At 48.0% G+C, this 25,076-nt stretch carries 14 protein-coding genes; 11 read left to right on the forward strand and 3 right to left on the reverse strand.

Going from position 1 to position 25,076, the window contains the following annotated elements; translation table 11 throughout:
* Positions 1–131 precede the first annotated feature (131 nt).
* The 11 genes from HMPREF9446_RS07985 to HMPREF9446_RS08035 all read left to right on the forward strand — a co-directional run bounded on the left by HMPREF9446_RS07985 (position 132) and on the right by HMPREF9446_RS08035 (position 22,700).
* Positions 132–1,877 carry a cellulase family glycosylhydrolase gene (locus HMPREF9446_RS07985; RefSeq protein WP_009125075.1) on the forward strand — a complete coding sequence of 582 codons (1,746 nt, stop codon included), beginning with the start codon at positions 132–134 and terminating at the stop codon, positions 1,875–1,877.
* Between the two features lie 240 nt (positions 1,878–2,117).
* Positions 2,118–6,176 carry a hybrid sensor histidine kinase/response regulator transcription factor gene (locus tag HMPREF9446_RS07990; protein ID WP_009125077.1) on the forward strand — a complete coding sequence of 1,353 codons (4,059 nt, stop codon included), beginning with the start codon at positions 2,118–2,120 and terminating at the stop codon, positions 6,174–6,176.
* Between the two features lie 136 nt (positions 6,177–6,312).
* Positions 6,313–9,189, forward strand: coding sequence for a TIM-barrel domain-containing protein (locus HMPREF9446_RS07995; RefSeq protein ID WP_039968796.1), 2,877 nt, complete (start codon positions 6,313–6,315; stop codon positions 9,187–9,189).
* A 32-nt stretch (positions 9,190–9,221) separates the two neighbouring features.
* Positions 9,222–11,810, forward strand: a complete 2,589-nt coding sequence (locus HMPREF9446_RS08000; RefSeq protein ID WP_009125079.1) for a glycoside hydrolase family 2 TIM barrel-domain containing protein — start codon at positions 9,222–9,224, stop codon at positions 11,808–11,810.
* 74 nt (positions 11,811–11,884) lie between these two features.
* The gene (locus HMPREF9446_RS08005) at positions 11,885–14,098 is read left to right on the forward strand and encodes a glycoside hydrolase family 3 C-terminal domain-containing protein (RefSeq protein WP_039968805.1); all 2,214 of its coding nucleotides are present in this window, start codon (positions 11,885–11,887) and stop codon (positions 14,096–14,098) included.
* Between the two features lie 208 nt (positions 14,099–14,306).
* A complete protein-coding gene (locus HMPREF9446_RS08010; RefSeq protein WP_009125082.1) occupies positions 14,307–16,811 on the forward strand; it encodes a glycoside hydrolase family 95 protein in 2,505 nt (834 codons plus the stop codon).
* Between the two features lie 219 nt (positions 16,812–17,030).
* Positions 17,031–18,533 (forward strand): 3-succinylated cholic acid synthase, encoded by a 1,503-nt coding sequence (gene bas-suc / locus HMPREF9446_RS08015; RefSeq protein ID WP_009125083.1) that lies wholly within the window; start codon positions 17,031–17,033, stop codon positions 18,531–18,533.
* Positions 18,534–18,568: 35 nt separating this feature from the next.
* Entirely contained in the window at positions 18,569–19,201 is a 633-nt protein-coding gene (locus tag HMPREF9446_RS08020) for a hypothetical protein (protein WP_009125084.1), read from the forward strand.
* Positions 19,202–19,249: 48 nt separating this feature from the next.
* On the forward strand, positions 19,250–19,804 hold the full coding sequence (locus tag HMPREF9446_RS08025; RefSeq protein ID WP_009125085.1) for a cob(I)yrinic acid a,c-diamide adenosyltransferase: 555 nt from the start codon (positions 19,250–19,252) through the stop codon (positions 19,802–19,804).
* A 71-nt stretch (positions 19,805–19,875) separates the two neighbouring features.
* Positions 19,876–20,097, forward strand: a complete 222-nt coding sequence (locus HMPREF9446_RS08030; RefSeq protein WP_002558131.1) for a DUF2795 domain-containing protein — start codon at positions 19,876–19,878, stop codon at positions 20,095–20,097.
* Between the two features lie 173 nt (positions 20,098–20,270).
* Entirely contained in the window at positions 20,271–22,700 is a 2,430-nt protein-coding gene (locus HMPREF9446_RS08035; protein WP_009125086.1) for a DEAD/DEAH box helicase, read from the forward strand.
* A 3-nt stretch (positions 22,701–22,703) separates the two neighbouring features.
* Here HMPREF9446_RS08035 and HMPREF9446_RS08040 read toward each other — a convergent pair whose 3' ends face one another.
* From HMPREF9446_RS08040 to HMPREF9446_RS08050, 3 genes are all read right to left on the reverse strand, one after another.
* Entirely contained in the window at positions 22,704–23,201 is a 498-nt protein-coding gene (locus HMPREF9446_RS08040) for an N-acetyltransferase (RefSeq protein WP_009125087.1), read from the reverse strand.
* A 113-nt stretch (positions 23,202–23,314) separates the two neighbouring features.
* On the reverse strand, positions 23,315–24,580 hold the full coding sequence (locus HMPREF9446_RS08045; protein ID WP_009125088.1) for a DUF2264 domain-containing protein: 1,266 nt from the start codon (positions 24,578–24,580) through the stop codon (positions 23,315–23,317).
* Positions 24,581–24,587: 7 nt separating this feature from the next.
* The gene (locus HMPREF9446_RS08050; protein WP_009125089.1) at positions 24,588–24,878 is read right to left on the reverse strand and encodes a hypothetical protein; all 291 of its coding nucleotides are present in this window, start codon (positions 24,876–24,878) and stop codon (positions 24,588–24,590) included.
* Between the last annotated feature and the right edge of the window lie 198 nt (positions 24,879–25,076).

Genomic DNA, 25,076 nt, shown 5'->3' on the forward strand with positions numbered 1-25,076 from the left:
GATTACTTTTTAACCCTGTGAGGCAACAAATCATACCGTTCCGCTTAACATATGGATGGCTGTGTGTGCTGCCTTTGCGCTACTTTTGCTATCACTGATTTAACCATTAATTTTTAATACGTAAAAACATCATGAGGAATACCGTTGATCTGTTTAAGACTTGCCTGGTGCTGCTGGCACTCTCTTTTTTCCCTTTTTTTGCATCATGTTCGGATGACAATTCCGGTACGGCAACTCCGGAAGTGACTATTCCCGAAAATATTTTGGCGAACGGAATGGCTTTTGCCAAGACGGGAGGTACGAGAACTTTGAATATCAAATCGAATATGGCGGTGGAGGTAACCAGTAGTGCACCGGACTGGTGCAAGGTAACTGCTGAACCTTCCGCTTCGAGTACGGTTTTCAAATATACCGTTGCTGTAGATGCCAATGTCGCTACTGAGAATCGCAGCGCCACGGTTATGGTGATGGCAGGCGGCAGTAAAGCCGGAGAGTTCACTGTTACCCAGACCGCTGCCGACGGGTTGATTATTGATTCGGAATCCCTATCTTTCGATATGCCGGCTGAAGGCGGTACTCTTTCCGTGAAACTGACGGCAAACGGTGAGGTGACGGCTACTCCCGATGTCAACTGGATAACGGTTGCCGATACCCGGGCTATGGTGGAGAAAACATTTACATTCACCGTTTCTAAGAATGTGGTGGCGGAGCGTGAGGGGCATATTTCCTTTGTTTTAGGCAACCTGACCGAGACCGTTACCGTGAAGCAGGCCAAAGGAGAAAGTGCCGGAATGAACAGTGATGCCCGGACACTGGCCTCCAAGATATATGCCGGTATCAACATCGGAAATACGATGGAGGTGCCCGGCGGTGAAACGGGATGGGGAAATCCTAAAGTGAGCAGGACATATATAGACGGGTTAAAAGCGATGGGCTTCAATGCCGTGCGTATACCTTGTGCATGGGATTCGTATATCATCAACCAGGCCTCTTATGAAATAGATCCGGCGTGGTTGGAGCGTGTGAGTGAGGTGGTGGGCTATTGCGTCTCCAATGATATGTATGTCGTTGTCAATATCCATTGGGACGGAGGTTGGCTGGAAGACCACATTCTCGGCGGGTATAATGGAGAGATTGATGCCAAGCAGAAGGCCCTGTGGACTCAGATTGCCTTAAAACTGAATGAGTATGACGAGCATCTGCTTTTTGCCGGTTGCAACGAACCGGGAATGAACGAAACCACAAGTACAGGCAATACATTTAAGGACCCGGAAGATATCCGGACTATTATGAAGTATGAACAGACTTTCGTGGATGCAGTTCGTGCTACCGGAGGTAATAATGCCACCCGTTGTTTGATTGTGCAGGCGCCGGGAACTAGAATAGACGATGCTGTCGGTGGCATTTACGCTTTACCGGAGGATGTGGTGGAGAATCGTCTGATGGTGGAAGTTCATTATTATGATCCTTACCAGTTTTGTTTGATGGAAGAAGATGCGGGTTGGGGTAAAGTGTTCTGGTACTGGGGTACAGATTATCATGTCAGTGGTTCGGAGCATAATGCTACGTCGGGTGAAGAAAGTGACGTGATAGGACAGTTCCGGAAAATGAAGGCTCATTATGTAGATAAGGGCGTACCTGTAATCATCGGTGAGTACAGTGCAATGCAGCGTATGGTACCCGAAAACCAGGATGCTCACGATAAGTCGCGCGGTTACTGGAATGAGGTGGTGACCCGTGAAGCGAAGAATCACGGTATCGTGCCCTTCCATTGGGAGACTGGAAATGAAATAAATCGTAGTACGGGAATTGCCACTGACAGTCATATCATTGATGGTATCATGAAAGGGGCCGGAGACGGAAAGTATCCTTACTGATGGGAGAAGATAATAACAGAAATAGAATTGTAAATAAGTTATTTTATAAAGGGATAAGATTGTAAAAACAGGTTTTTGATTGGTTTAGGAGGGAGTATCCGTGAGGAGTATCCCTCCATTTCATGTGATTGTGAAACAAGCAAGGGATATTCAATGATAAAAAAACAAGAGGCTGCCTTGCTTTTCTGTTCCCTTTTTGTTTCATTTGCGATAAAATAGTAATCCCTTTATCTTGATAGTATGAAAAGACTGCAACTGTTCATTCTGTGGGTTTGTACCATCTGTTTTCCGGCCGTCTCGCACGACTACATGTTTAAACATCTGGAAGTGAAAGACGGACTTTCCAATAATCAGGTCAATGCCATTTATAAAGATTCAAATGGTTTCATGTGGTTTGGTACGGCATCCGGATTGAACCGCTATGACGGTTACGATGTCAAGATATACCGTAGCCAGAAAGATGATATGAAGTCTTTGCCTGATAATTACATTGAAACCATACAGGAAGACGGTGCAGGTAATCTGTGGATTCTTACGGGAGCAGGCTATGCTATCTATAATTCAGGGACAGACTCTTTTGACCGTAATGTCGGGGCGTGGATGTGGAACATCGGGATTGACGGAGTGCCTTCTAAAGTGTATATTGATACGGAAAAGGCCTATTGGCTTTTTATGGCCGGTAAGGGTGTTTACCGCTATAAGACAGGCATGAAAGCCGCTGAGAGGGTAAAACTTTCCCTTGAAGAGTTATCCGGAGGTGGAATTACATCCATGGTAGAATGTGATGAGGGTATTCTGATGGCCTATGATGATGGTACTCTGTCCTGTATAGATAAGGAAAAACTGGAGTTGAAATGGGTCAACCGTGATATCCCGGCAGAACTTGAGACAGATGAGGTGAATACGTTCGACCTGTTTGCGGACCGTGACGGAAGAGTATGGGTGTATAGCGTCATAGGTGTGTGGATTTACGATCTCCCCCGGAAAACGTGGGAACTGCGCTCTCCAAGAAGCGACACGTATAATATAGTGCGTGCCTTGGCGCAGGATAAGTATGGCAATATCTGGGTCGGACGTGACCAGGATGGCATTGATGTGATTGACAAGAACCGGCAGCATACGCATTTGGCGAATGATCCCAACAACGAACGCACCTTGTCAAATAATACCATAACGTCACTTTATGAAGACGTTGCCGGTACCATGTGGGTAGGAACCTATAAAAAAGGCGTTTCCTATTACAACGAGAGTATTTTTAAGTTCGGGATGGCCGATGTAGGGGATATCAACTGTGTGGAAGACGGAGGGGAAGACATTGTATGGCTGGGAACGAATGGTAGCGGGCTGATCCGTTGGAACACGGTGACCGGAGAACAGAAGATATTCTCGCATACGGCAGATTCACGTTCCTTGTCGAGCGATGTGGTAGTTTCTCTTCTGTTGGACAGTAGCGGCAGGCTGTGGGCAGGAACCTTTTGGGGTGGTTTGAACTGCTATGACGGTAATCGTTTTATCCGTTACCGCAGCGAAAAGGAAACGGTCCAGTCATCGGTCTATGATAATATCTGGGCTTTGGCAGAAGATAAGGATAAGAATATATGGATAGGTACTTTGGGGGGAGGAGTGCAATGCCTGAATCCCCGGACGGGGATGTTCACCACCTATTCCACCGGCAATTCCAACCTGGTTTCAGATTATATTTCCTCTCTTGCCATGGGGCGTGATAATACGCTGATTATCGGTACATCTGCAGGAATGGCTTTTATGGATCTTGCTACAAAGGAAATAACTAATTTCACGGGTACGCATTCCGGAAAGACGCATTTCTCCAACCAGACTATCAATCAGGTGTATGAGGATAGCCGTGGGTTGGTCTGGGTAGCGACTCGTGAAGGATTGAATGTATATGACCCGAAGCAGGACGAACTATATGAAGTACCTCTTAAACCGGACTTCTCTAAACTATTCATATTGGGTATCGAGGAGGATGACAGGAAAGGTATTTGGGTAAGCACAGGCGGCGAGTTGATAAATATCATGCTGTCGGTGGATAGCCAGACCGGAAAACTCTCCTTTCGTTGCTATACTTATAATGATAAGGACGGTCTGCAGAGTTGTGACTTCAACCAGCGTTCCCTTAAACGCCTGCACACGGGTGAAATTGTGGTGGGCGGATTGTACGGTTTGAACCGTTTCCGTCCGGACAATATAAAATACAACCGTACTCTGCCGAAAGTAATGTTTACCGGTTTCCAGCTTTTCAATGAAGAGGTAAGGGTCGGCAAGGAATATAAGGGACGGGTGATATTGTCGGAGGCTCTGAACAAGGCTAAAGAAGTGGTGCTGGATTATGAACAGAATGCATTTACCGTGCTGTTTGCTTCCGACAATTATGTGCTGCCCGAAAAGACACGGTATTTCTATAAACTGGAAGGGTTCAATGACGATTGGCTGGCGAGCATGTCCGATATGCATCGTGTCACCTATACCAATCTGGCTCCCGGTACCTATATCCTGAAGGTGAAGGCTACCAACAGTGACGGATATGCCGGAACGGCTGAGGCTAGTTTGAAGATTGTCATTCTGCCGCCTTTCTGGATGACGCCGTGGGCATACGCCTGCTATATTTTCCTGCTGATTGGTGGTCTGCTTTTGGCTCTCTATGCGGTGCAACGCCGTGAACGCAATAAATTCAGGATTCGTCAGATGGAGCAGGATGCCCAAAAGACGGAGGAAGTCAATCAAATGAAATTCCGATTCTTCACCAATGTCAGCCACGAGCTGCGTACTCCGCTAACACTGATCATATCTCCGTTGGAAAGCATGATTAAGGAACCGGCGGATGGGAAACAGTTGGACAAACTGAAGATGATGCACCGCAATGCCTTGCGCCTGTTGAATTTGGTGAACCAGTTGCTCGACTTCCGTAAAAATGAGATGGCCGGGCTTCACCTGACACTTTCCGAAGGCGACATTGTAGCTTACGTACAGAATATTTGCAATTCTTTCCTAATGCTTTCGGAAAAGAAAAACGTTCATCTTACTTTCTTTTCGGCGGTAGAGTCGCTGAATATGGCGTTCGATGAAGACAAGGTGGGCAAGATTGTGATGAACCTTTTGTCGAATGCTTTTAAGTTCACACCGGACGGAGGAAGGGTGGATGTTTCCTTGGAAGTGCTGAAAGGCTCCCCGGAAACTTTGGAAATTAAAGTATCCGATACGGGTATCGGTGTGAAGGACGAGGATAAAGAGCGTATATTCGAACGTTTCTATCAGGCGGAACACGAAGGTGAAGGTCACCGGACTACCGGAAGCGGAATCGGATTGAGCTTAGTGCGTGATTTTGTTACGTTGCATGGCGGTGCGGTGCGTGTGTTCGATAATGCAGGCCAGGGTAGTGTATTCGTAGTGGATATTCCGGTGAAGCATTCGGTGGTAAACGTTGCCACCCCCTTGTCAGAAGAAGCTGCGGCAGAAGATGCGGCTGCATTGGAAGTACCGGAAACTGAAAATGGGGAAGAAACCATGCAGGACGGGGACAAAAAGAAGCCGTTGGTACTGATTGTGGATGATAATGAGGATTTCATCGCTTTCATGAAGGACAGTCTGAGTTTGTATTTTTCTGTGCAGTCGGCTTCCGACGGGGCGGCAGCTTGGAAGATGATTCCCGGACTGATGCCTGACCTCGTGGTCAGCGATCTGATGATGCCCGAAATGGACGGTAACGAATTGTGCCGTCTGGTAAAGACGGATAAATGTACCCGGAATATTCCTTTTATTTTGCTCACGGCGAAGCAATCTGTAGAAAACAAGGTGGAGGGCTTGACAATCGGTGCAGACGACTACGTGACGAAACCTTTCAATATGGAAGTACTGATATTACGTATGCGCAAGCTGATTGATTTGAGTAGTAGAAGCAAGTTGCGTACCCGTATCGATCCGGAACCAAGTGAAATCGTCATCACCTCATTGGATGAGAAATTGATAGAAAATGCCATCAAGTATGTGGAGGAGAATATTTCCCGCAGTGATTTGTCGGTGGAGGAATTGAGTCATGAATTAGGCATGAGCCGGGTGCATCTGTATAAGAAACTGTTGCAGATTACGGGAAAAACTCCGATAGAGTTTATCCGTATTATCCGTCTGAAAAGAGCTGCCCAACTGTTGCGCGAAAGCCAGCAGAACGTATCCGAGATAGCGTACCAGCTAGGCTTTAATAATCCCAAATATTTCAGTAAATATTTCAAGGATGAATTCGGTGTTTTACCCTCTGTTTATCAGGAAAGGGAGGGGAAATAACAAAAGATACCCATGACAGAAACATATTGTCGTTTTTGAAATCAAATGAGCCCTTTCGTTTCAACATCGGAAGGGCTTTTTTTGAGTGAAAGCCTCTACTTTTACACTCGGAGAAATAACTTTAAAAACCATTGATATGAAATTGAAAAACACTTCAGCTTATTTGCTTGCAGGATTCATGTTTGCGGCATGTGCCGGAGGCGGGTATCAGAAAACCGGGAACGGTGTGATTGTAGAAGTTAAACAGCGGCAGCCGACAGATGTGCGCAAGGTGCGTATCGAGGTAATGGGTGAAAAACTGATTCATGTATCGGCCACTCCGGAAAAAGACTTTTCCAAAGAGCGGAGTCTCATGATCGTTCCCGGACAGGGCAAGACGGATTTCAAGGTAGATGAACAAGGAGATGAGGTGGCTGTGAAGACTTCGCAGGTTTGCGCCACCGTGTCGAAGGTTACGGGTGAGGTATGCTTTACGGATGCGACCGGCAAACGGATACTGGCGGAAGACCGGAGGAGTTTTACGCCGGTCGAGGTGGAGGGGACGAAAGGCTATTCCGTACGCCAGATATTCCACTCTGCCGATGATGAGGCTTTCTACGGGTTGGGGCAGCATCAGGCGGACGAGTTTAATTATAAAGGAAAAAATGAAGAACTCTTCCAGTATAATACGAAGGTATCCGTACCTTTCATTGTGTCCAACAAAAACTACGGGGTACTCTGGGACAGCTATTCCTTGTGCCGTTTCGGTGATTCACGCGATTATTCACAATTGGGTGCTGTTTTCAAACTGTATGATAAAGAGGGTAAGGAAGGGGCTTTGACCGGGACCTATGTACCTGCTGCCAAAGCCGGTGTGGAAACCATTGTACGCCGGGAAGATTCTCTGTATTTTGAGCACCTGGACCGCAAGGCGCATCTGAGTAAAGTGGTCAATTTGCCGGACGGGTTCCCGTTCATGGGCTCTCGGGTGACTTACGAAGGAGAGATTGAACCGTCGGAAAGCGGCCTGTTCCGCTTTATCCTCTATTATGCGGGATATACGAAGGTGTATATTAATAATGAGTTGGTAGTACCCGAACGTTGGCGTACAGCCTGGAATCCAAACAGTTATAAGTTTGCCGTTAATCTGGAAGCCGGAAAGCGGGTTCCTCTGAAAATAGAGTGGATTCCGGACGGTTATGTATCCTATTGCGGCCTGCGCGCCCTCACTCCCGTGTCCGCTGCGGAACAGAACAAACTGGCTTGGTGGAGTGAGATGAACGATGAGATAGATTATTATTTTGTATATGGAGATGATATGGACGAGGTCATCAGCGGTTACCGTACGCTGACCGGAAAATCACCGATTATGCCGAAATGGGCGATGGGCTATTGGCAGAGCCGTGAGCGCTATAAGACGCAAGATGAGATTGTAGGTACATTGAAGGAATTCCGTAAACGTCGGATTCCTATCGACAACATAGTACAGGACTGGAGCTACTGGCCCGAGGATGCATGGGGCAGCCATGAGTTTGACAAGGCGCGTTTTCCCGACCCGAAAGCGATGATAGACTCTATCCATGCCTTGAACGGACGGATTATGATTTCAGTCTGGCCCAAGTTCTATGCAAACACAGAGCATTATAAAGAGTTTGACAAGAATGGATGGATGTATCAGCAGGCTATCAAAGACAGCATCCGTGACTGGATCGGTCCCGGTTACATCGGCTCCTTCTATGATGCGTACGCGGAAGGTGCACGCAAACTTTTCTGGAAACAGATGAATGAAAAGCTCTTTTCGTTAGGTATTGATGCCTGGTGGATGGATGCCAGCGAGCCGAACGTGCGCGATTGTACGGATTTGCAATATCGTAAGGATCTTTGCGGTCCTACGGCACTCGGTCCTTCCGCAAAATTCTTCAATGCATACGCTTTGATGAATGCCGAGGCTATCTATGACGGACAGCGTGGCGTGGAGCCCGACCAGCGTGTCTTCTTGCTGACCCGTTCCGGATTTGCCGGTTGCCAGCGTTATTCTACCGCTACATGGAGTGGGGACATCGCTACCCGTTGGGAAGATATGAAAGCGCAGATTTCGGCCGGGCTGAACTTTGCGGTCAGTGGCATTCCTTATTGGACAATGGATATCGGTGGTTTCTGTGTGGAAAACCGCTATGTAGCCGGCCAGGCGGAATTTGACAAAACAGGACGTGAAAATGCGGATTATAAGGAATGGAGGGAACTGAATACCCGTTGGTATCAGTTCGGAGCTTTCTGTCCGTTGTATCGTGCGCATGGCCAGTATCCGTTCCGTGAAGTATGGAACATTGCTCCGGAAGGACATCCGGCCTACAACTCCATTCTTTACTATACGAAGCTACGTTACAACTTGATGCCGTATATCTATTCCTTGGCAGGCATGACTTATTTGAATGACTATACTATCATGCGTCCGTTGGTGATGGACTTTACGGCAGATGCACAGGTCAACAATATCGGTGACCAGTTTATGTTCGGTCCTGCCATGATGGTTGCACCGGTTTATGAGTACGGTGCACGCAGCCGTGAGATGTATTTCCCGGCTATATGCGGATGGTATGATTTCTACTCCGGCAAGTATGTATCCGGCGGACAGAAACTGACAGTGGATGCTCCTTATGAACACATACCGCTTTTTGTGCGTGAGGGAGCTATCATTCCTTACGGTCCGGATATGCAGTATAGTGATGAAAAACCGGCTTCGGAAATCACTCTCTATGTGTATGCTGGACAGGACGGTGCATTCACTCTCTACGAAGATGAAGGGGTGAATTATAACTACGAGAAGGGGCAATATGCCACTATTCCTTTCACTTATAAGGAGGCGGAGGGCACACTGACGGTAGGTGCCCGCAAGGGTGAATTCCCGGGCATGCTGAAAGAGCGTACGTTCAATGTCGTGAAGGTAAGTAAGGACAAGCCCCAGCCATTCGATTTGAAGGTAAAAGGTGTAGTAGTGAAGTATGATGGAACAACACAAACAGTGAAATTGTAAATGAGAGTTGAAAAGTGATTCTCTTCAATACCATGAAAAATAAATTGTTTCTATTTATATCGGGGTTGCTGCTTTTGGGTGTAGGAGCCTGTTCTGCTCCACGGCAGGAGGCAGATACCCGCCGGATGGATTTCAATGCAGGCTGGATGTTCCGCCTGTGTGATGACACAGCTGCAATTCATCCGGATTACAATGATGCGGACTGGCGTAAGCTGGATTTGCCGCATGACTGGGCTATCGAAGGCGACTTCAGCAGGGATAACCCTTCCGGCACGGGAGGAGGTGCATTGCCTGGCGGTGTGGGATGGTATCGTAAAGCTTTCATTCCCGACAAGGTGGATGAAGGCAAACGGCTGCGCATTGATTTTGACGGTGTATACATGAATTCTACCGTTTATATCAATGGTCGCAAGTTGGGAACTCGTCCGTACGGTTATGTTTCATTCAGCTATGACTTGACCCCGTTTATCAAATGGGGCGAGGAGAATGTGATTGCTGTCCGGGTGGATAATGCCGAACAGCCTAATTCGCGCTGGTATTCCGGCTGCGGTATTTACCGGAATGTATGGCTGACGAAGATGAATCCGGTACATGTGGCACAATGGGGAACTTACGTCACGGCCGAGGAAGTGTCTAAGCACAGTGCCCGTTTGAGGATATGTACCCAATTGCAGTATGATGTAGAACTGCACAAGCCGGATTCCGTGCGGCAGGACGACGGTACATACGCTGTGTTCGAACAGGAGATTATTCCTTTGGATGTTGACGTTATTTTACGGTCCCGGTTGGTAGATGCTGACGGAGACGTTGTGGGAGAGGCTGTATCGGAACATCGGGTGATGCCGGCTGTTCCGGACGAGGCGGAACAGGAAATCCTGTTGGAAAATCCCAACCTTTGGAGCATTGATACGCCTTATATATATAAGGTGGAAACTATTCTCCAGGATAAGGCTACCGGTAAGGTATTGGATACTTATTGCACTCCTTTGGGAATCCGCACTTTCCGCTTCGACGAACAGAAAGGGTTTATTCTGAATGGTGAACAAGTGAAGATCAACGGTGTATGTATGCATCATGACCTTGGTTGTCTGGGAGCCGCCGTGAATATACGCGCCATCCGGCGTCAGTTGGAGATATTGAAGGAGATGGGCTGTAACGGCATCCGCTGTTCGCATAATCCTCCTGCACCGGAGCTGCTCGATCTTTGTGACCGCATGGGCTTCATCGTCATGGATGAGACGTTTGACATGTGGCGTAAGAAGAAAACTCGTCATGACTATTCCCGTTACTTCGACGAATGGCATGAACGTGACTTGACGGATCTCATTCTGCGGGACCGTAACCATCCTTCTGTCTTTGTGTGGAGTATCGGCAATGAAGTGCTGGAACAATGGGCAGATGCCAAGGCTGATACGCTCAGCTTGGAGGAAGCCAACTTGGTATTGAATTTCGGACAAGCTTCAGACATGTTGGCCAAGGAGGGTGAGATGTCCGTCAATTCCCGGTTGACCCGGAAGCTGGCGGATATGGTGAAAGCGCTTGACCCGACGCGTCCCGTGACGGCAGGTTGCAACGAGCCGAATCCCAACAATCATCTGTTCCGTTCCGGAGCATTGGATATTATCGGTTTCAATTACCATGACGACTGGTTTGCCGGGGTACCTGAAAACTTTCCCGGAAAGCCGTTTATCGTGACGGAAAGTGTGTCTGCCTTGATGACGCGCGGTTATTACCGCATGCCGAGTGATTCCATGTTCATCTGGCCCGAGCGTTGGGACAAACCTTTCTTTGATGCTTCATTCTCTTGTTCTTCCTACGATAATTGCCATGTACCTTGGGGTAACCGTCATGAAGGCACTATGCGTCATGTGAAGAACAATGATTTTATCAGCGGGCAGTATGTCTGGACCGGTTTCGACTATATCGGTGAGCCTACTCCCTATGGATGGCCTGCCCGAAGCTCTTATTTCGGCATCGTTGACCTGGCAGGATTCCCGAAGGACGTATATTATATGTATCAGTCCGAGTGGCGTCCTGACAAGACCGTTTTGCACCTCTTCCCGCATTGGAACTGGACTCCGGGACAGGATATCGACCTCTGGGCATACTACAACAACGCTGATGAGGTGGAACTTTTCGTAAACGGCAAGTCTCAGGGCATACGTAGCAAGGGAAAAGATGATTTCCATGTGATGTGGCGTGTGAAGTACGAGCCGGGTACGGTAAAGGCTGTTTCGCGTAGAGAGGGCAAAGTGGTGGCGGAACAGGAAATCCGCACTGCCGGCAAACCGGCACGAATCCGTCTGACTCCGGATCGCACAGCCATCCAGGCAGATGGTAGGGACTTGAGCTTTGTGACGGTAGAGATTGTCGATAAAGATGGAATTCTTTGTCCGGATGCTGAAAATGATGTTACCTTTGCCGTAGAAGGCGCCGGATTCATTGCGGGGGTGGACAACGGAAGTCCCGTCTCCACGGAAAGATTTAAAGACAATCACCGCAAGGCCTTTTATGGCAAGTGCCTGGTTGTGATACAGAATAACGGCCGGCCCGGCAGCATTAAGCTGATAGCGACGGCAGGTGGATTAGAGAAAGCGGCAACTGCCATCAGGGCCAAATGATAATTTGAATTTTAGGTGTGGATGACACAGATTTATAAATACTATAACCTTTTTGAAAGATAAGAACCATGAACATGAAGAAGAAACTTTTTGCAGCCTTGGTGTCAGTCTGTTCGATTGGAACCCTTTCGGCGCAGACTCCTGTATATTTAGATGATACCCAACCCATTGAAGCACGTGTAAAGGATGCCCTCAGCCGGATGACGCTGGAAGAGAAAGTTGCGCTTTGCCATGCGCAAAGTAAATTCAGCAGTGCCGGTGTGCCCCGTCTCGGCATTCCAGAATTGTGGATGAGTGACGGTCCACACGGTGTGCGTGCCGAAATCAACTGGAATGACTGGGGATATGCCAACTGGACCAATGACAGCATAACCGCTTTTCCCGCACTCACCTGTCTGGCTGCAACCTGGAATCCGGAAATGTCCGCCAAGTATGGTAAGGCTATCGGTGAAGAGGCGCGCTATCGCAAGAAAGATGTCCTGTTGGGACCCGGTGTCAATATCTACCGCACCCCGATGAACGGGCGTAATTTTGAATATATGGGTGAAGACCCTTGTCTGGCAAGTGTGATGTGTGTGCCCTATATCCGGGAATTGCAGAAGAACGGTGTAGCAGCCTGTGTCAAGCATTATGCCTTGAATAATCAAGAACTATGGCGTGGCCATATTGACGTGAACCTGAGTGACCGGGCTTTGTACGAAATCTATCTGCCCGCTTTCAAGGCTGCGGTAGAGGAAGGAGGTGCTTGGAGCATTATGGGGGCTTATAACAAGATACGCGGCTGGCATGCCTGCCACAACGATTTTATGCTGAACAGGATTCTGAAAAGCGACTGGAAGTTCGACGGGTGTGTCATAACCGACTGGGGCGGTGCCCATGATACTTACGAGTCTGCTGTCAACGGCTTGGACATTGAAATGGGCTCTTATACCAACGGACTGACTTCCGAGAGTGCTTTTACCTATAATGATTATTATCTTGCGCAGCCTTATCTCAAGATGTTGAAGGAAGGTAAAGTGCCCATATCTACTATTGACGACAAGGCATCCCGTATTCTTCGTCTGATATTCCGCACAGCGATGAACCGTCAGAAGCCATACGGTTCGGTGGCTACGGAGGAGCATTACGCTACCGCCCGCGAGATCGGGAATGAAGGTATTGTTTTGTTGAAGAATGCTCCGGTGCAGAAGAAGGGTAGCCCGTTGTTGCCGTTGGATGCTGCCCGGTATCAGAATATCCTTGTGGTGGGTGATAATGCCGTCCGTCTGCTGAACCAGGGAGGCGGTTCCTCCGAACTGAAGGTGAAGACCATGATATCTCCGTTGGACGGTCTGCGTGCCGTTTATGGAAATAAGGTGAACTATGCAAAAGGGTATGCCGCAGGGCGTCCGATGTATGGCCGTGCGGATGAGATTCCGCAGAATGTCATGGACTCTCTTCGTGCCGAGGCGGTAGGAATGGCAAAGAAGGCAGACCTGGTGATCATGGTAGGCGGGTTGAACAAGAACCATTTTCAGGACTGTGAAGGTGGTGACCGTCTGGAATACGGCCTGCCTTTCGGACAGAATGAACTGATTGAGGATTTGCTGAGTGTGAACAAGAACCTTGTTTTGGTACTGCTTAGCGGTAATGCGGTAGAAATGCCGTGGGTGGCACGGATACCGGCTATTGTTCAAGGCTGGTATCTCGGTTCCATGGGTGGAAAGTCTTTGGCCGACGTATTGAGCGGTGCGGTAAATCCGAGCGGCAAACTGCCGTTTTCTTTTCCTGCCAAGCTGGCAGACTGCGGGGCGCATGCTTTTGATGCCCTCAGTTATCCGGGAGACAGCATTAAGCAAGAGTATAAGGAAGATATTTTAGTGGGGTACCGTTGGCATGATACCCAAAAGATTCCGGCTCTCTTTCCTTTCGGACATGGACTGAGTTATACGACCTTTACTTATGGTAAGCCGTCGGCATCTTCCAAGACCCTAGCCGCTGATGGTACACTGGCCGTAACGGTTGCCGTGAAAAATACGGGCGATGTTGCCGGAAAGGAAGTCGTACAGCTCTATGTTGGTGATGATAAGTGCAGCGTACTTCGTCCGGTAAAGGAACTGAAACATTTTACGAAGATAGCTTTGGAACCGGGTGAGGAGAAAAATGTAACTTTCACTGTCACTCCGGATGATTTGAAATTCTATGATGAGGCTTCTTCCTCGTGGAAGTGCGAACCGGGTAAATTCAAGGCTTATATCTGCGCATCCTCCGCGGACATTCGGGGCATAGTTTCATTTGAGATGAAATAACTTCATAATCAGTGGAGAAATACAGTATAGCTATTGTAGATGTCATGCGGTGCCGCTTTACTTCAGCTACAATTTCATTGTACAACAGAGAAAGAAACTGTAAAGCCACAACGTGTTGACAATAAGTTTATCATCAACTTTTTGTTTGAAATTTTATTTATTGCTTATTGTTCGTATATTTGTGACATCTAATCGAATCTGTAATCAAATGAAGAAACTTATCACTTTATTGCTGTTTGCGGTCACTTTGCCGCTCCGTGCAGCCGATGCTCCTATTGACAGTTGTAACCACCGGCTTTATTATACCAAGCCTGCTTCCGTATGGGAAGAGACCCTTCCTTTGGGCAACGGGCGTTTGGGAATGATGCCCGACGGAGGGGTCCTCCGGGAGCACATCGTCTTGAATGAAATCTCCCTGTGGAGTGGAATGGAAGCGGACTATAGTAACCCCGATGCTTCTAAAAGCTTGCCTGCCATCCGCAAGCTGCTGTTTGAGGGGAAGAACCGTGAAGCACAGGAACTGATGTATAGCAGTTTTGTCCCGAAGAAGCAGGAAGCCGATGGAAGGTATGGAACGTACCAGACGTTGGGCACGTTGGACATAGACTTTGCCTATCAATCTCAGACTTCGGTCTCCAAATCCGAATCCTTGGCTCTTGATGGCGGGACCTCCCGTTACCGCCGCTGTCTCGATTTGCGTGATGCGGTGGCTTATACGGCTTTTGCACTGGAAGGCGTGGACTACCGTCGTGAGTATTTTGTTTCCCGTGACCGGGATGTCATGCTTGTCCATCTGACTGCCGGAAGTAAAGGGGCTTTGAACTTCTCTGCCCGCCTGGGACGTGCGGAACATGGCACGGTTACCGTCAAAGGGAACGCCCTTCTGATGGACGGTACTTTGGAAAGCGGCAGCCCCGGCCGGGAAGGGATGAAATACCGGGTGGCTATGCAACTTGTTTCGGACGGAGGAGAAGTAGCTGCCGATCCGGAAAACGGTATCAGCCTGAAGCACGGGCAGGAAGCCTGGCTCGTACTTTCCGCCACCACCTCTTATGCGGCAGAGGGTACGGACTTTCCCGGAAGCCGCTATGCGGAAGTTTGTGACAGTCTGTTGAAGAATGCCGGGGTGCAAATAAAGAATGAAATGCGGATGCGGGGCATGGCGGCAGAAGCCACGGCTTTAAAGTCTCATGCCGCTGCCCATCGTTCCCTTTATGACCGTGTTTCCCTCACCTTGCCTTCCACACCGGATGACACTCTTCCCACCGATGAACGTATTCTTCGCTTTACTCGGCAAGAGTCTCCCGCATTGGCTGCCTTGTACTATAACTATGGGCGTTATCTGCTTATCAGCAGTACCCGCCCCGGTAGTCTGCCTCCCAATTTGCAGGGACTTTGGGCGAATAGTTTGCTGACTCCCTGGAACGGTGACTATCATACGAACATCAATGTCCAGATGAACCACTGGCCGCTGGAACAGGCCGGCCTGTCCGAACTTTACCAGCCGCTGACAACACTGATGGAACGCCTTGTCCCTTCAGGTGAGGCAACCGCCCGTACGTTTTATGGTAAGGAGGCTGAGGGCTGGGTGCTTCACATGATGACTAATGTATGGAACTATACAGCTCCCGGTGAACATCCTTCCTGGGGGGCGACCAATACAGGGGGTGCCTGGCTGTGCGCTCATTTGTGGGAACATTATCTTTATACGCAGGACAAGGATTATCTGCGCCGTATATATCCCGTTTTGAAGGGTGCCGCCCGCTTCTTCAGTTCCACTACTGTGGAGGAGCCTTCTCATGGCTGGTTGGTGACCGCTCCCACTTCTTCACCGGAGAACAGTTTCTATGTGCCGGGCGACAGTGTGACTCCCGTCAGTATCTGCATGGGGCCTACCATGGATGTGCAACTGCTTACCGAACTCTATACCAATGTGATTACCGCTGCCCGCTTGTTGGGGTGTGATGCGGAATATGCTGCGAAACTTGAAGCGGACCTGAAGAAATTCCCGCCTATGCAAATCAGCAAAGAAGGGTATCTGCAGGAGTGGCTGGAGGATTATAAGGAGGCGGAGGTGCACCATCGCCATGTCTCCCATCTGTATGGTTTGCACCCGGGCAATTTGATTTCACCGACTGCCACCCCTGCGTTGGCAGATGCCTGTCGGATGACCTTGAACCGCCGTGGAGATGGCGGTACGGGTTGGAGCCGTGCCTGGAAGGTAAACTTTTGGGCTCGTCTGGGAGATGGTAACCGTGCTTGGAAACTATTCAAAAGCTTGTTGCATCCTGCCATCGACCTGCAGACAGGACGCCACGGCAGTGGTACTTTCCCCAATTTGTTCTGTTCGCATCCACCTTTCCAGATTGACGGTAATTATGGGGGTGCAGCGGGAATCGGCGAAATGCTCCTGCAGAGCCATGAAGGTTTTGTCAATCTGCTTCCTGCCTTGCCGGACAGTTGGAACTGTGGCAATTTCCGTGGGATGCGTGTACGCGGCGGTGCTTCCATTGACCTGCACTGGAAAAATGGCAAGGCGACGGAAGCGGCTGTCACAGCGCTTGTTCCGGGAGAATTTACGATAAAGATGCCTGCGGGCATTGCTCGTGCAAAGGTTGAAACCGGAGAAGAGACTCATGAATATACCGGAGAAACATTTCCTTTGAATTTGAAAAAAGGTGAAACGGGCAGAATCACTTTCTTTTCTTTTTGAGATTATTTGTCTTTCGTACCCGAATGCTGTACATTTGCAGCGCATATAAACTAAATAACATGTCTGGATTGTACTTTTAGACTATCTGTCATGCTGAACTTGTCGAAGTGTCTCTTCCTTGGGTCATACAAGAGGGAATGAGATTCTTCGACAAGTTTCGGATAACGGATAGAATAAGGGAACCAGGTATGGGTACGTTAAACAAATATTTTCTATAGCATGAAAAATAGACTCGCCTTCTTCCCGTTGTTTTTGGGCTTGCTGTTATCATTGTCGGTTCATGCACAGGTAAATGAATTGCAGCGTTCCACGCCCGAAGCGGAGGGTGTTCCCTCCAAGGCTATTATTGCTTTGTTCGACTCTCTGACCGCATTGCCGAAGACTGACATCCATAGTGTAATGGTACTCCGTCACGGCAAGGTCATCGGAGAAATCTATCCGGCACCCTTTGCGCCGGAATATCGTCATACCATGTATTCCTGTTCCAAGACTTTTGTAGGAGCTGCTGTAGGACTGGCTGTTGCTGACAACCGTTTGCGTCTGACGGATCGTGTGGGTGCTTTCTTTCCGGAGCTGCTTCCCGATTCCGTTTCTGTGAATCTGGCTGACATGACTGTCCGTGATCTCTTGACCATGACTTCCGGTATTACCACCGATTGGAATATGCGCAATCTTACTCCCGACTGGATACGTACTTATCTTGCCAAACCTGTGAAAGTTCCCGGCAAGAAGTTTGAATATGATTCCATCTGCAGTTATGTTCTTTCGGCCATCGTGCAGAAGGTGACGGGCATGACTTTGCTGGATTACCTGAAACTGAAGCTTTTTACTCCGATGAATATCACGGAGGTTGCCTGGGAAGTAAGTCCCGAAGGTTATAATACCGGTGGATGGGGATTGCATATCCAAAGCGAGTCTTTGGCTAAGTTCGGCTTGCTATTGCTGAATCATGGTGTATGGGAAGGGAAACAATTGCTTCCCGCTTCCTGGGTTGAACAAATGATGAGCAAGCAGATGGAGGCCGGCGATGAAGATTACGGTTACCAGATGTGGCTTTGCGACTATCCGGGTGCCGTGCGTGCCGATGGTGCCTTGGGACAATATATTCTGATAATCCCGGAGAAAGATATGGTGGTTGTCATCACTGAATGTACCTTGATAAATGGCCGTACCCAACGCGGACTGGTATGGAACCGCCTGTTGCCCGAAGTGGGTGATGAAGTGTTGGCGGCGGGCAAAGACTACAAGAAGTTGCAAAAGAAACAGAGTGCCTATACACTGCCCTTTGTTCAAGGCAAGGCTGCTTCGTCCGCTGCCATGAAATATGAAGGCAGGAGTATTGTTCTCGATGCCAATAAATATGGCTGGAAATCTCTGAGCCTTCACTTCGGGCAGAAAGAAGTGAAGCTGGCGGTTACGGATAAAAATGGCGCCGCTTATGAGCTTCCGTTCGGCTATAAACAGTGGCTGAAGACAGCGGTCAGCGCTTATCCGCCCTATTCAATTACGCCGATAGGCAGCTTCAAGGGGATAGAAGGCCCGTTCTGGGTAGCGGGAAGTTATGCCTGGCAGTCGCCTGCGGTTTTGCAGCTCAAGGCGCATTATGTGAATTGGATCAGTGCGCTCGGCGTCACCCTCCGTTTTGAAGGAGACCAGGTGGAACTGACCGTGACGGAAAACTTCTCTTCCGATAGGATTACGATCCCGGGAAAGATACAATAATAGGAATTATCGACTGAAAAAACAGATATAGCGGTATGAATCGTATGACTCTTGCTTTGAAACGTCCTTTCATCTGGTTGCTCCGTTTCCGCCATCGTTGCGGCTACGGAGTGCATTCACCCTTTGCCTTCAATCTGATTACTCAGGTTATCTGTGAAAATACACCTTATTATAAGTATAAGGACTTGGCCGGGAAGGAGAAAAGCCTGGTGTTTGAAAAGGATAGAAACTGGAAGTATGAATCGAAAAAGATCAAACGTTTCCTGTTCCGCCTGGTGAACTATGCCCAGCCGGATACCATTGTGGATGCCGGTACTCTTGCCGCCTCTTCCCTTTATCTGAAGGCCGGAAAGGAGGGGGCTGACTATATTCCGGCTTCCGGATTGCCGGACCTGTTTCTTGAAGCCGGTGTGCCTGTGGATTTCCTCTATTTGCACGACTACCGTCATCCGGTGTTTATGGAGGAGGTTTTCCGCATCTGCGTTGCCCGTACTACCGGCAAATCGGTTTTTGTAATTGAAGGGATCCGCTATACTCCGGAGATGTCTGCTCTTTGGAAACGCATGAAGCAGGATGAGAGGACAGGTATCTCGTTCGACCTTTACGACCTTGGCATTCTCTTCTTTGATAAAACAAAGATAAAACAAGACTATATTGTCAACTTTTGATTATCTTTAGGCGTTGATGATATGAATATTGATTAATGCTTGGCTGATATGAAGATATATACCAAAACCGGAGATAAAGGGACTACTTCTCTTGTGGGGGGTACCCGTGTGTCTAAAACCCATATCCGCCTTGAGGCGTATGGTACTGTCGATGAGTTGAATTCCAACTTGGGACTGTTGATTACCTATCTGCCCGATGAACGGGACAGGAATTTCCTGCAGCAGGTGCAGGATAAACTTTTTGCGGTAGGTTCCCATTTGGCTACCGATCAGGAAAAGACTAAATTGTATGAGGCCAGTATCATTACTCCGGCAATGGTGGAAGCGGTAGAACGGGAGATTGATTATATGGATGCCCTTCTGCCCCCGCTGTCATCATTTGTCCTTCCGGGGGGAAGCCGTGGAGCGGCGGTTTGTCATATCTGCCGTACGGTCTGCCGTCGTGCCGAACGTCGTATTCTTGCCCTTGCCGAACAGGTGGAAATATCCTCTGAATTATTGGCTTATGTAAACCGTTTGTCCGATTATTTGTTTGTCTTGTCGAGGAAAATCAATAAGGATGAGAAAAAAGATGAAATATTTTGGAATAATAGTTGCAAGTGAAATAAATTGTTATACTTTTGCCGAAAAATAGAAAATAGGACTTAATATTCACAATTTTAATACTTATAGATATGTATTGGACATTGGAATTAGCATCAAAGTTGGAAGATGCTCCTTGGCCGGCAACTAAGGATGAATTGATTGATTATGCCATGCGTTCGGGTGCTCCGCTTGAAGTGATTGAAAACTTACAGGAAATGGAAGATGAAGGCGAGATTTATGAAAGCATTGAAGATATTTGGCCTGATTACCCGAGCAAAGAGGATTTCTTCTTTAATGAAGAAGAGTATTAGCGACAGATTGGTAAAAAGCCTTGAGCTAAAGGCTGAAGACGAATAGAATGGGCGATTGATTGTTCAATCGTCCATTTTTTATTTCGTTCTTTTTTGCAGTAGCATTTGCGTGAAGAACTATTCTACCTTATATTTGTAGTAATTCTCGCATGTTTTTTTAATAACACATAATTATGACAGATATACAGGAAGATACAACACGACGGTTACCGGAATTGAAAGAACGGCATTTGCCCGACAACTGCCGTGAAAGTGTAAGCGCACTATTGAAAGAGGTTTATGGTTATAATCAGTTCCGTAATCTTGAAATATATGATGATTTATTCAAGGGGAAAGAAAAGCTCTGCATTTCTCAAGGGCAATTGATCGAGAATGTCATTCTTGAGGCGGAGAAGGCCCGGGCAGGTGCGGCACAGGTGGACAATATCTTGTTGACTGCTCCTACCGGTTCCGGAAAATCTTTGTTGTTTCAGCTTCCTGCCATTTATCTGGGAAAAGAATACAATCTGCTGACCATCGTTGTCTCTCCTTTGAAAGCACTGATTGTGGATCAGGTGGAAGGATTGCAGGATTTGGGCTATACGCGTGTGGCATACGCTTCTTCCGATCTTTCTCCGGAGCAGAAGTCAGAAGTTTACCGTCGGGTGCGCGAGGGCGGGATTGATTTGTTCTATCTCTCGCCGGAATTGCTCCTCTCTTATGATATCAAGCATTTTGTGGGTGAACGTCGTATCGGGCTGGTAGTGGTTGATGAAGCGCATACCGTCACTACCTGGGGGAAGGAATTCCGCGTGGATTACTGGTTCCTGGGGCGTTATCTGACTGCTTTGAAACAGAGCCTCGGTTACTCTTTCCCATTGTTTGCCTTGACAGCTACGGCTGTCTGGAACCCGAAGGGGGGAAATGATATGGTATTCGAGACGATTCGTTCCTTGCAGATGGAGCCGTGTGTGCTTTATGTGGGTACGGTGAAACGGCGGAATATAGGTTTTGATATCCGCCAGATGCAGATGGAAGAGGGGGAAACCTACGACAAGGCCAAACAACGTGTAGTGGCTGCAAGGATAGACGACTTCTTGAACGGGCATAAGACGCTGCTTTATTATCCTTTTGCCGGCGGCATCGACATGCGGCTGAAGACGTGGGTGAAGCCGGGCGACTGGCACTTGGTGGCTTCCTACTATGGCAAGAAGGACAAGGAACAGAAGGCGGCGATCGTGCAGGAGTTCAGAGACGGTACCAAGCAGCTGATTGTTGCTACAAAAGCTTTTGGCATGGGAGTGGATATCAGTGATATTGACCGTATCTATCATGTAGCTCCGTCAAGTACTTTTGTTGATTATATCCAGGAGATAGGGCGTGCTGCCCGTGATGCGGATATTCAAGGCTTGTCCGTGACCGATTATCATAAAAGGGATTTTTACTATATGAAGCGCCTGCACCAATCGGGCAGTATTGCCCAGGAGCAGCTGGTGCTTATCCTGCGGAAGCTGATGGAAGTCTATAGGATGAAAGGCAACAAACCGGATATAATGGTTTCTCTGTCTGATTTTGAATTTGTGGTGAAACTGCCGCGGACAAAGAACAAGCTGGAATACGAGGCAGAGCTGGGCCAACTGATCAAGACCGCCCTGTTATGGTTGGAAGATGATTTGGCACAACGTTATGGTAAACATCTGCTGGAAGTCAGCCCCAAGAATTTACTGACCGAAGGATATGTTCAGGACAAGACAGGAGATGCTTTTGCCCATGAGTTCAAAAACTATCTGACTGCTGTCAAAGGTGCGGAAGGAGTTTATAGGGCCCGCCTGGAGGATCTTTGGGAAGAGCGTTTCCCGGAACTGGGCTATAAGGAGTTCAAGCAGAAGCTGAATAACGGGACGCTGTGGGAAGGATCACGTGCCGTATCTGTAGGAAAACATGAAGTTTTGCTGAAGAAAGATGCGGCATCCATCCGTGAACGTATAGATGCTTTGTTTAGAGATCTGACAGCCATGCTGAAAAACGCCCTTGTCAAGCGTAAGGGTAAATTTGATGAAGAAGAGCTGCGTGCCGTTTTTGCAGAGCATGACATGGATGTGCGGTCTGCCAAACGTTTCATCGGCTCTTTGCTGGAGAGCCGTACGGAAGAGGGACGTAGCGTAAGTTATATCAGCAGTGTGAAGAAGAAGGACTCTAATGAGTTGTCTTTCACTGTGACAAGAGGGTTCGACCTGCTTTTGTCACGTTATCAGAAACTGTTTGCGCAACGTATTGTCGGCAGTGAAGGAGACAGGCTGACATTCTTTTGCACGCCTTTCTCCGATTTGAATATGCTTCTTAACCTGCTTTCCATGCTCGATTGTCTCTCGTTCAGTGCAGAGGGCGGTGGTACACCTTGTGTCTCTGTCCGCTTTAATGAGCCTGACCTTTTGGAGAAACTTGCTCTTTCCGATGATTACCGTAATCTTATTCTGGACATGAACGAGCAGATATTCCAGGAACAGATTGAACTGTTTACCTTCTTTTTCGGAACAGACAAACTGACGGATGAACAGCGTTGGGACTTTGTGGAGGACTATTTTACGGGTATGGATGTGGCGGAATTGAAAAAGAAATTTTAATTCTTACTGTTCTATTTTCTGGTACGCCAGTCTTTCATCCCCGTTGGCAAGGTAAATGATTCCGCAATATTGAAAACCGTGTTTGGTCAGTATGTGCTGAAGGATGTGATTGTCACGATGAGTGTCTGCACGTAAGTTCGGGATTTGGGTATAACACCATTGCAAGCAGGCATTGGCTACCCCTTTGCTGTCCTCCGTACTTGCCAGCCGGTGGATGACACCGTAGGGAAGCGTGTCTTCCAGCCACTCTCCCTCATAGATTGATGTGTAGGTCGGGTCTTTTCCGGGGATAAAGGCGAAAGTCCCGACGATTTTCCCGTTTTCGTCGATGCACACATAACTGTTGCCGTTTTGTATATCATGGGTAATGATGTCAATGGAAGGATAATTGCCCGTCCATTGTTTCATGTTTCCATCTTTCCTCATGATGCGTTTCGCCTGCTCAAAGATATCCATGAGGATGCCTGTCTCTGTGGGTAGTGTCTTCCTGATTTCTATCATATACTCTAAAATCGGTGTTCAGATTCTCTTTGCAAAGGTAATGATAAAATTTTGGCACTGTATGCCGATACAGTGCCAAATTAATCTGAGAATAATAAGATGTTATCTTGAAATCAATATTCCACTTTGTAATCTTTGGGCAGATTTTCCCCTTTCCATGCCTTCTTGGTAGTCCAGTCGGCAGGTGCGTCGGTCCAGAAAGGATTGTCGGCGGGAAGTCCTAAAGGCAGGAAACTTAACGTTGCCATATAGAGACTTCCGGTAGAGGTGTATCCGTCGGCGGCTTCCGGCTGATGTCCGTTGAAGCCGAGGACCAGCCAACCGTTTTTATCAAAATTCTGATTCCCTTCGTACATATTGCGGTGTACGGCGGTCAGTGCGCAACGTACTTGTGCGGGAGTGACATGTGCCGGCAGTTTTTCACGCAGTGCAACATCCGCCAAGGACTGGAAAGCGGCGGTGCGGTAAGTCACGGAACGGCCGAAAGCCGGATAAGTTCCGTCCGGTCCAATGATACGTTCACAGAATTCGGAGTGGCGGATCATGCGTTGAAGCGCTTCATCCACCTCTTTCTGGCTGGCTCTCTTTTTTGCGGCCAGAGTTTCCAACATGGCTACATACATGGGATTCAACACGTAGGCATTGTAATAGTCCATGCTGAATTTGGGACCGTCGCTGTACCATCCGTCACCCACGTACCATTCCCTTATCTTGTTTTTGGCTATTTTCAGGCGGAAAGGATCACACTCGCCTCCTGCCCAGTTAATGAACGATTCGTTCAGACCGGTAAAGATAAGCCAGTTGTTGTATGCCCCCGTCCGGTTCCGGAGAGCTTTCAGTGATTCGATATAGCGTTGTTTGGTGGTGTCGTCCAGTGGTTCCCATAATGCCTTGGGAGCACGCAGAAAAGCATGTACCAGATAGGCCGCATCTACTATGGGCTGTGGCTGCTTCGTGAAGTTCAGTTTGTCGGGAGAATTAGGGTCAACTGCATTCTTCAGCCCTTTCAGTACTTCCTCACGCATTTGTTTGCGGAGCTTTCCCTCTTCTGTGTCATCATCGGGCAGTGCCAACCATGGAGCGACCCCGGCCAATGTACGGCCTACAGCTTCCAGGTAAGTAACCTCGTCATATCCCCGGGTGTTTCCGCTTCGTGTTTCTATCGGCATATTCCGGCGCAAGGTCCCCTCTGCCAGATTGTGGACGACAGGGTAGGATATTTTCCACATCAACTTTACCCATGTGGCACGGTCTTCGGCGCCGGTGGTCACTTGTTGTTCTTTGGAGGGTTTGTCCTTTTTACCTTTGGCCTGCAAGGAAGATGCGGGCAGTATCATTACCGCTATCAGCAGTAGAATGAGATAATTCAATCGTTTCATGGTCTTCTTATTTGATGTTTAAGTTACTCTTATACAATTCCACAAACAAGCAATCATCAAAACCTTCTTTCCCTTCAATGGTATGCAGAGTTCCATTAACTTCATACTTTACCTCATGCTCAAGTTCTAAGGTGGTTCCTGTAGTGCCTTCTGGAGGATTCGGTAATAAACTCTGTCCGGAAAGATCATTCAAGATGATGGCAAAATTAGGTTCTCCTACTCCATACGTCGGCCCGTCTTTTTTTTCACATCCGCAGAGCGATAACAGGGTAATGGCTAATAAATATAGGTATTTCATGGCTTTTGTTGTTTTGCTTACAAAGTTACGGTTTTACAAATAAATACTTCTTGTTTCGTTGATACATATTAATTTTAAGGTTTCTGCTGCAAATTTAAACTGAAAGGCATTGGCCGGGGGGTATTTTCGTGTTTATGATGGGAGAATGTTTGTGTCCTTTGCTTTTTAACACTTTCTTTTCGTATAGCTTTATAAAGA

The sequence above is a fragment of the Bacteroides fluxus YIT 12057 genome, from assembly GCF_000195635.1.
GTDB classification, from domain to species: Bacteria; Bacteroidota; Bacteroidia; order Bacteroidales; family Bacteroidaceae; genus Bacteroides; species Bacteroides fluxus.

Excerpts from the sequence above, each read along its gene's own strand:
- HMPREF9446_RS07985 (WP_009125075.1), top strand. The coding sequence starts at position 132 with ATGAGGAATACCGTTGATCTGTTTAAGACTTGCCTGGTGCTGCTGGCA.
- HMPREF9446_RS07995 (WP_039968796.1), top strand. The coding sequence starts at position 6,313 with ATGAAATTGAAAAACACTTCAGCTTATTTGCTTGCAGGATTCATGTTT.
- HMPREF9446_RS08035 (WP_009125086.1), top strand. The coding sequence starts at position 20,271 with ATGACAGATATACAGGAAGATACAACACGACGGTTACCGGAATTGAAA.
- HMPREF9446_RS08030 (WP_002558131.1), top strand. The coding sequence starts at position 19,876 with ATGTATTGGACATTGGAATTAGCATCAAAGTTGGAAGATGCTCCTTGG.
- HMPREF9446_RS08050 (WP_009125089.1), bottom strand. The coding sequence starts at position 24,878 with ATGAAATACCTATATTTATTAGCCATTACCCTGTTATCGCTCTGCGGA.
- HMPREF9446_RS08020 (WP_009125084.1), top strand. The coding sequence starts at position 18,569 with ATGAATCGTATGACTCTTGCTTTGAAACGTCCTTTCATCTGGTTGCTC.
- HMPREF9446_RS08040 (WP_009125087.1), bottom strand. The coding sequence starts at position 23,201 with ATGATAGAAATCAGGAAGACACTACCCACAGAGACAGGCATCCTCATG.
- HMPREF9446_RS08025 (WP_009125085.1), top strand. The coding sequence starts at position 19,250 with ATGAAGATATATACCAAAACCGGAGATAAAGGGACTACTTCTCTTGTG.
- HMPREF9446_RS08005 (WP_039968805.1), top strand. The coding sequence starts at position 11,885 with ATGAAGAAGAAACTTTTTGCAGCCTTGGTGTCAGTCTGTTCGATTGGA.
- bas-suc (WP_009125083.1), top strand. The coding sequence starts at position 17,031 with ATGAAAAATAGACTCGCCTTCTTCCCGTTGTTTTTGGGCTTGCTGTTA.
- HMPREF9446_RS07990 (WP_009125077.1), top strand. The coding sequence starts at position 2,118 with ATGAAAAGACTGCAACTGTTCATTCTGTGGGTTTGTACCATCTGTTTT.
- HMPREF9446_RS08010 (WP_009125082.1), top strand. The coding sequence starts at position 14,307 with ATGAAGAAACTTATCACTTTATTGCTGTTTGCGGTCACTTTGCCGCTC.
- HMPREF9446_RS08000 (WP_009125079.1), top strand. The coding sequence starts at position 9,222 with ATGAAAAATAAATTGTTTCTATTTATATCGGGGTTGCTGCTTTTGGGT.
- HMPREF9446_RS08045 (WP_009125088.1), bottom strand. The coding sequence starts at position 24,580 with ATGAAACGATTGAATTATCTCATTCTACTGCTGATAGCGGTAATGATA.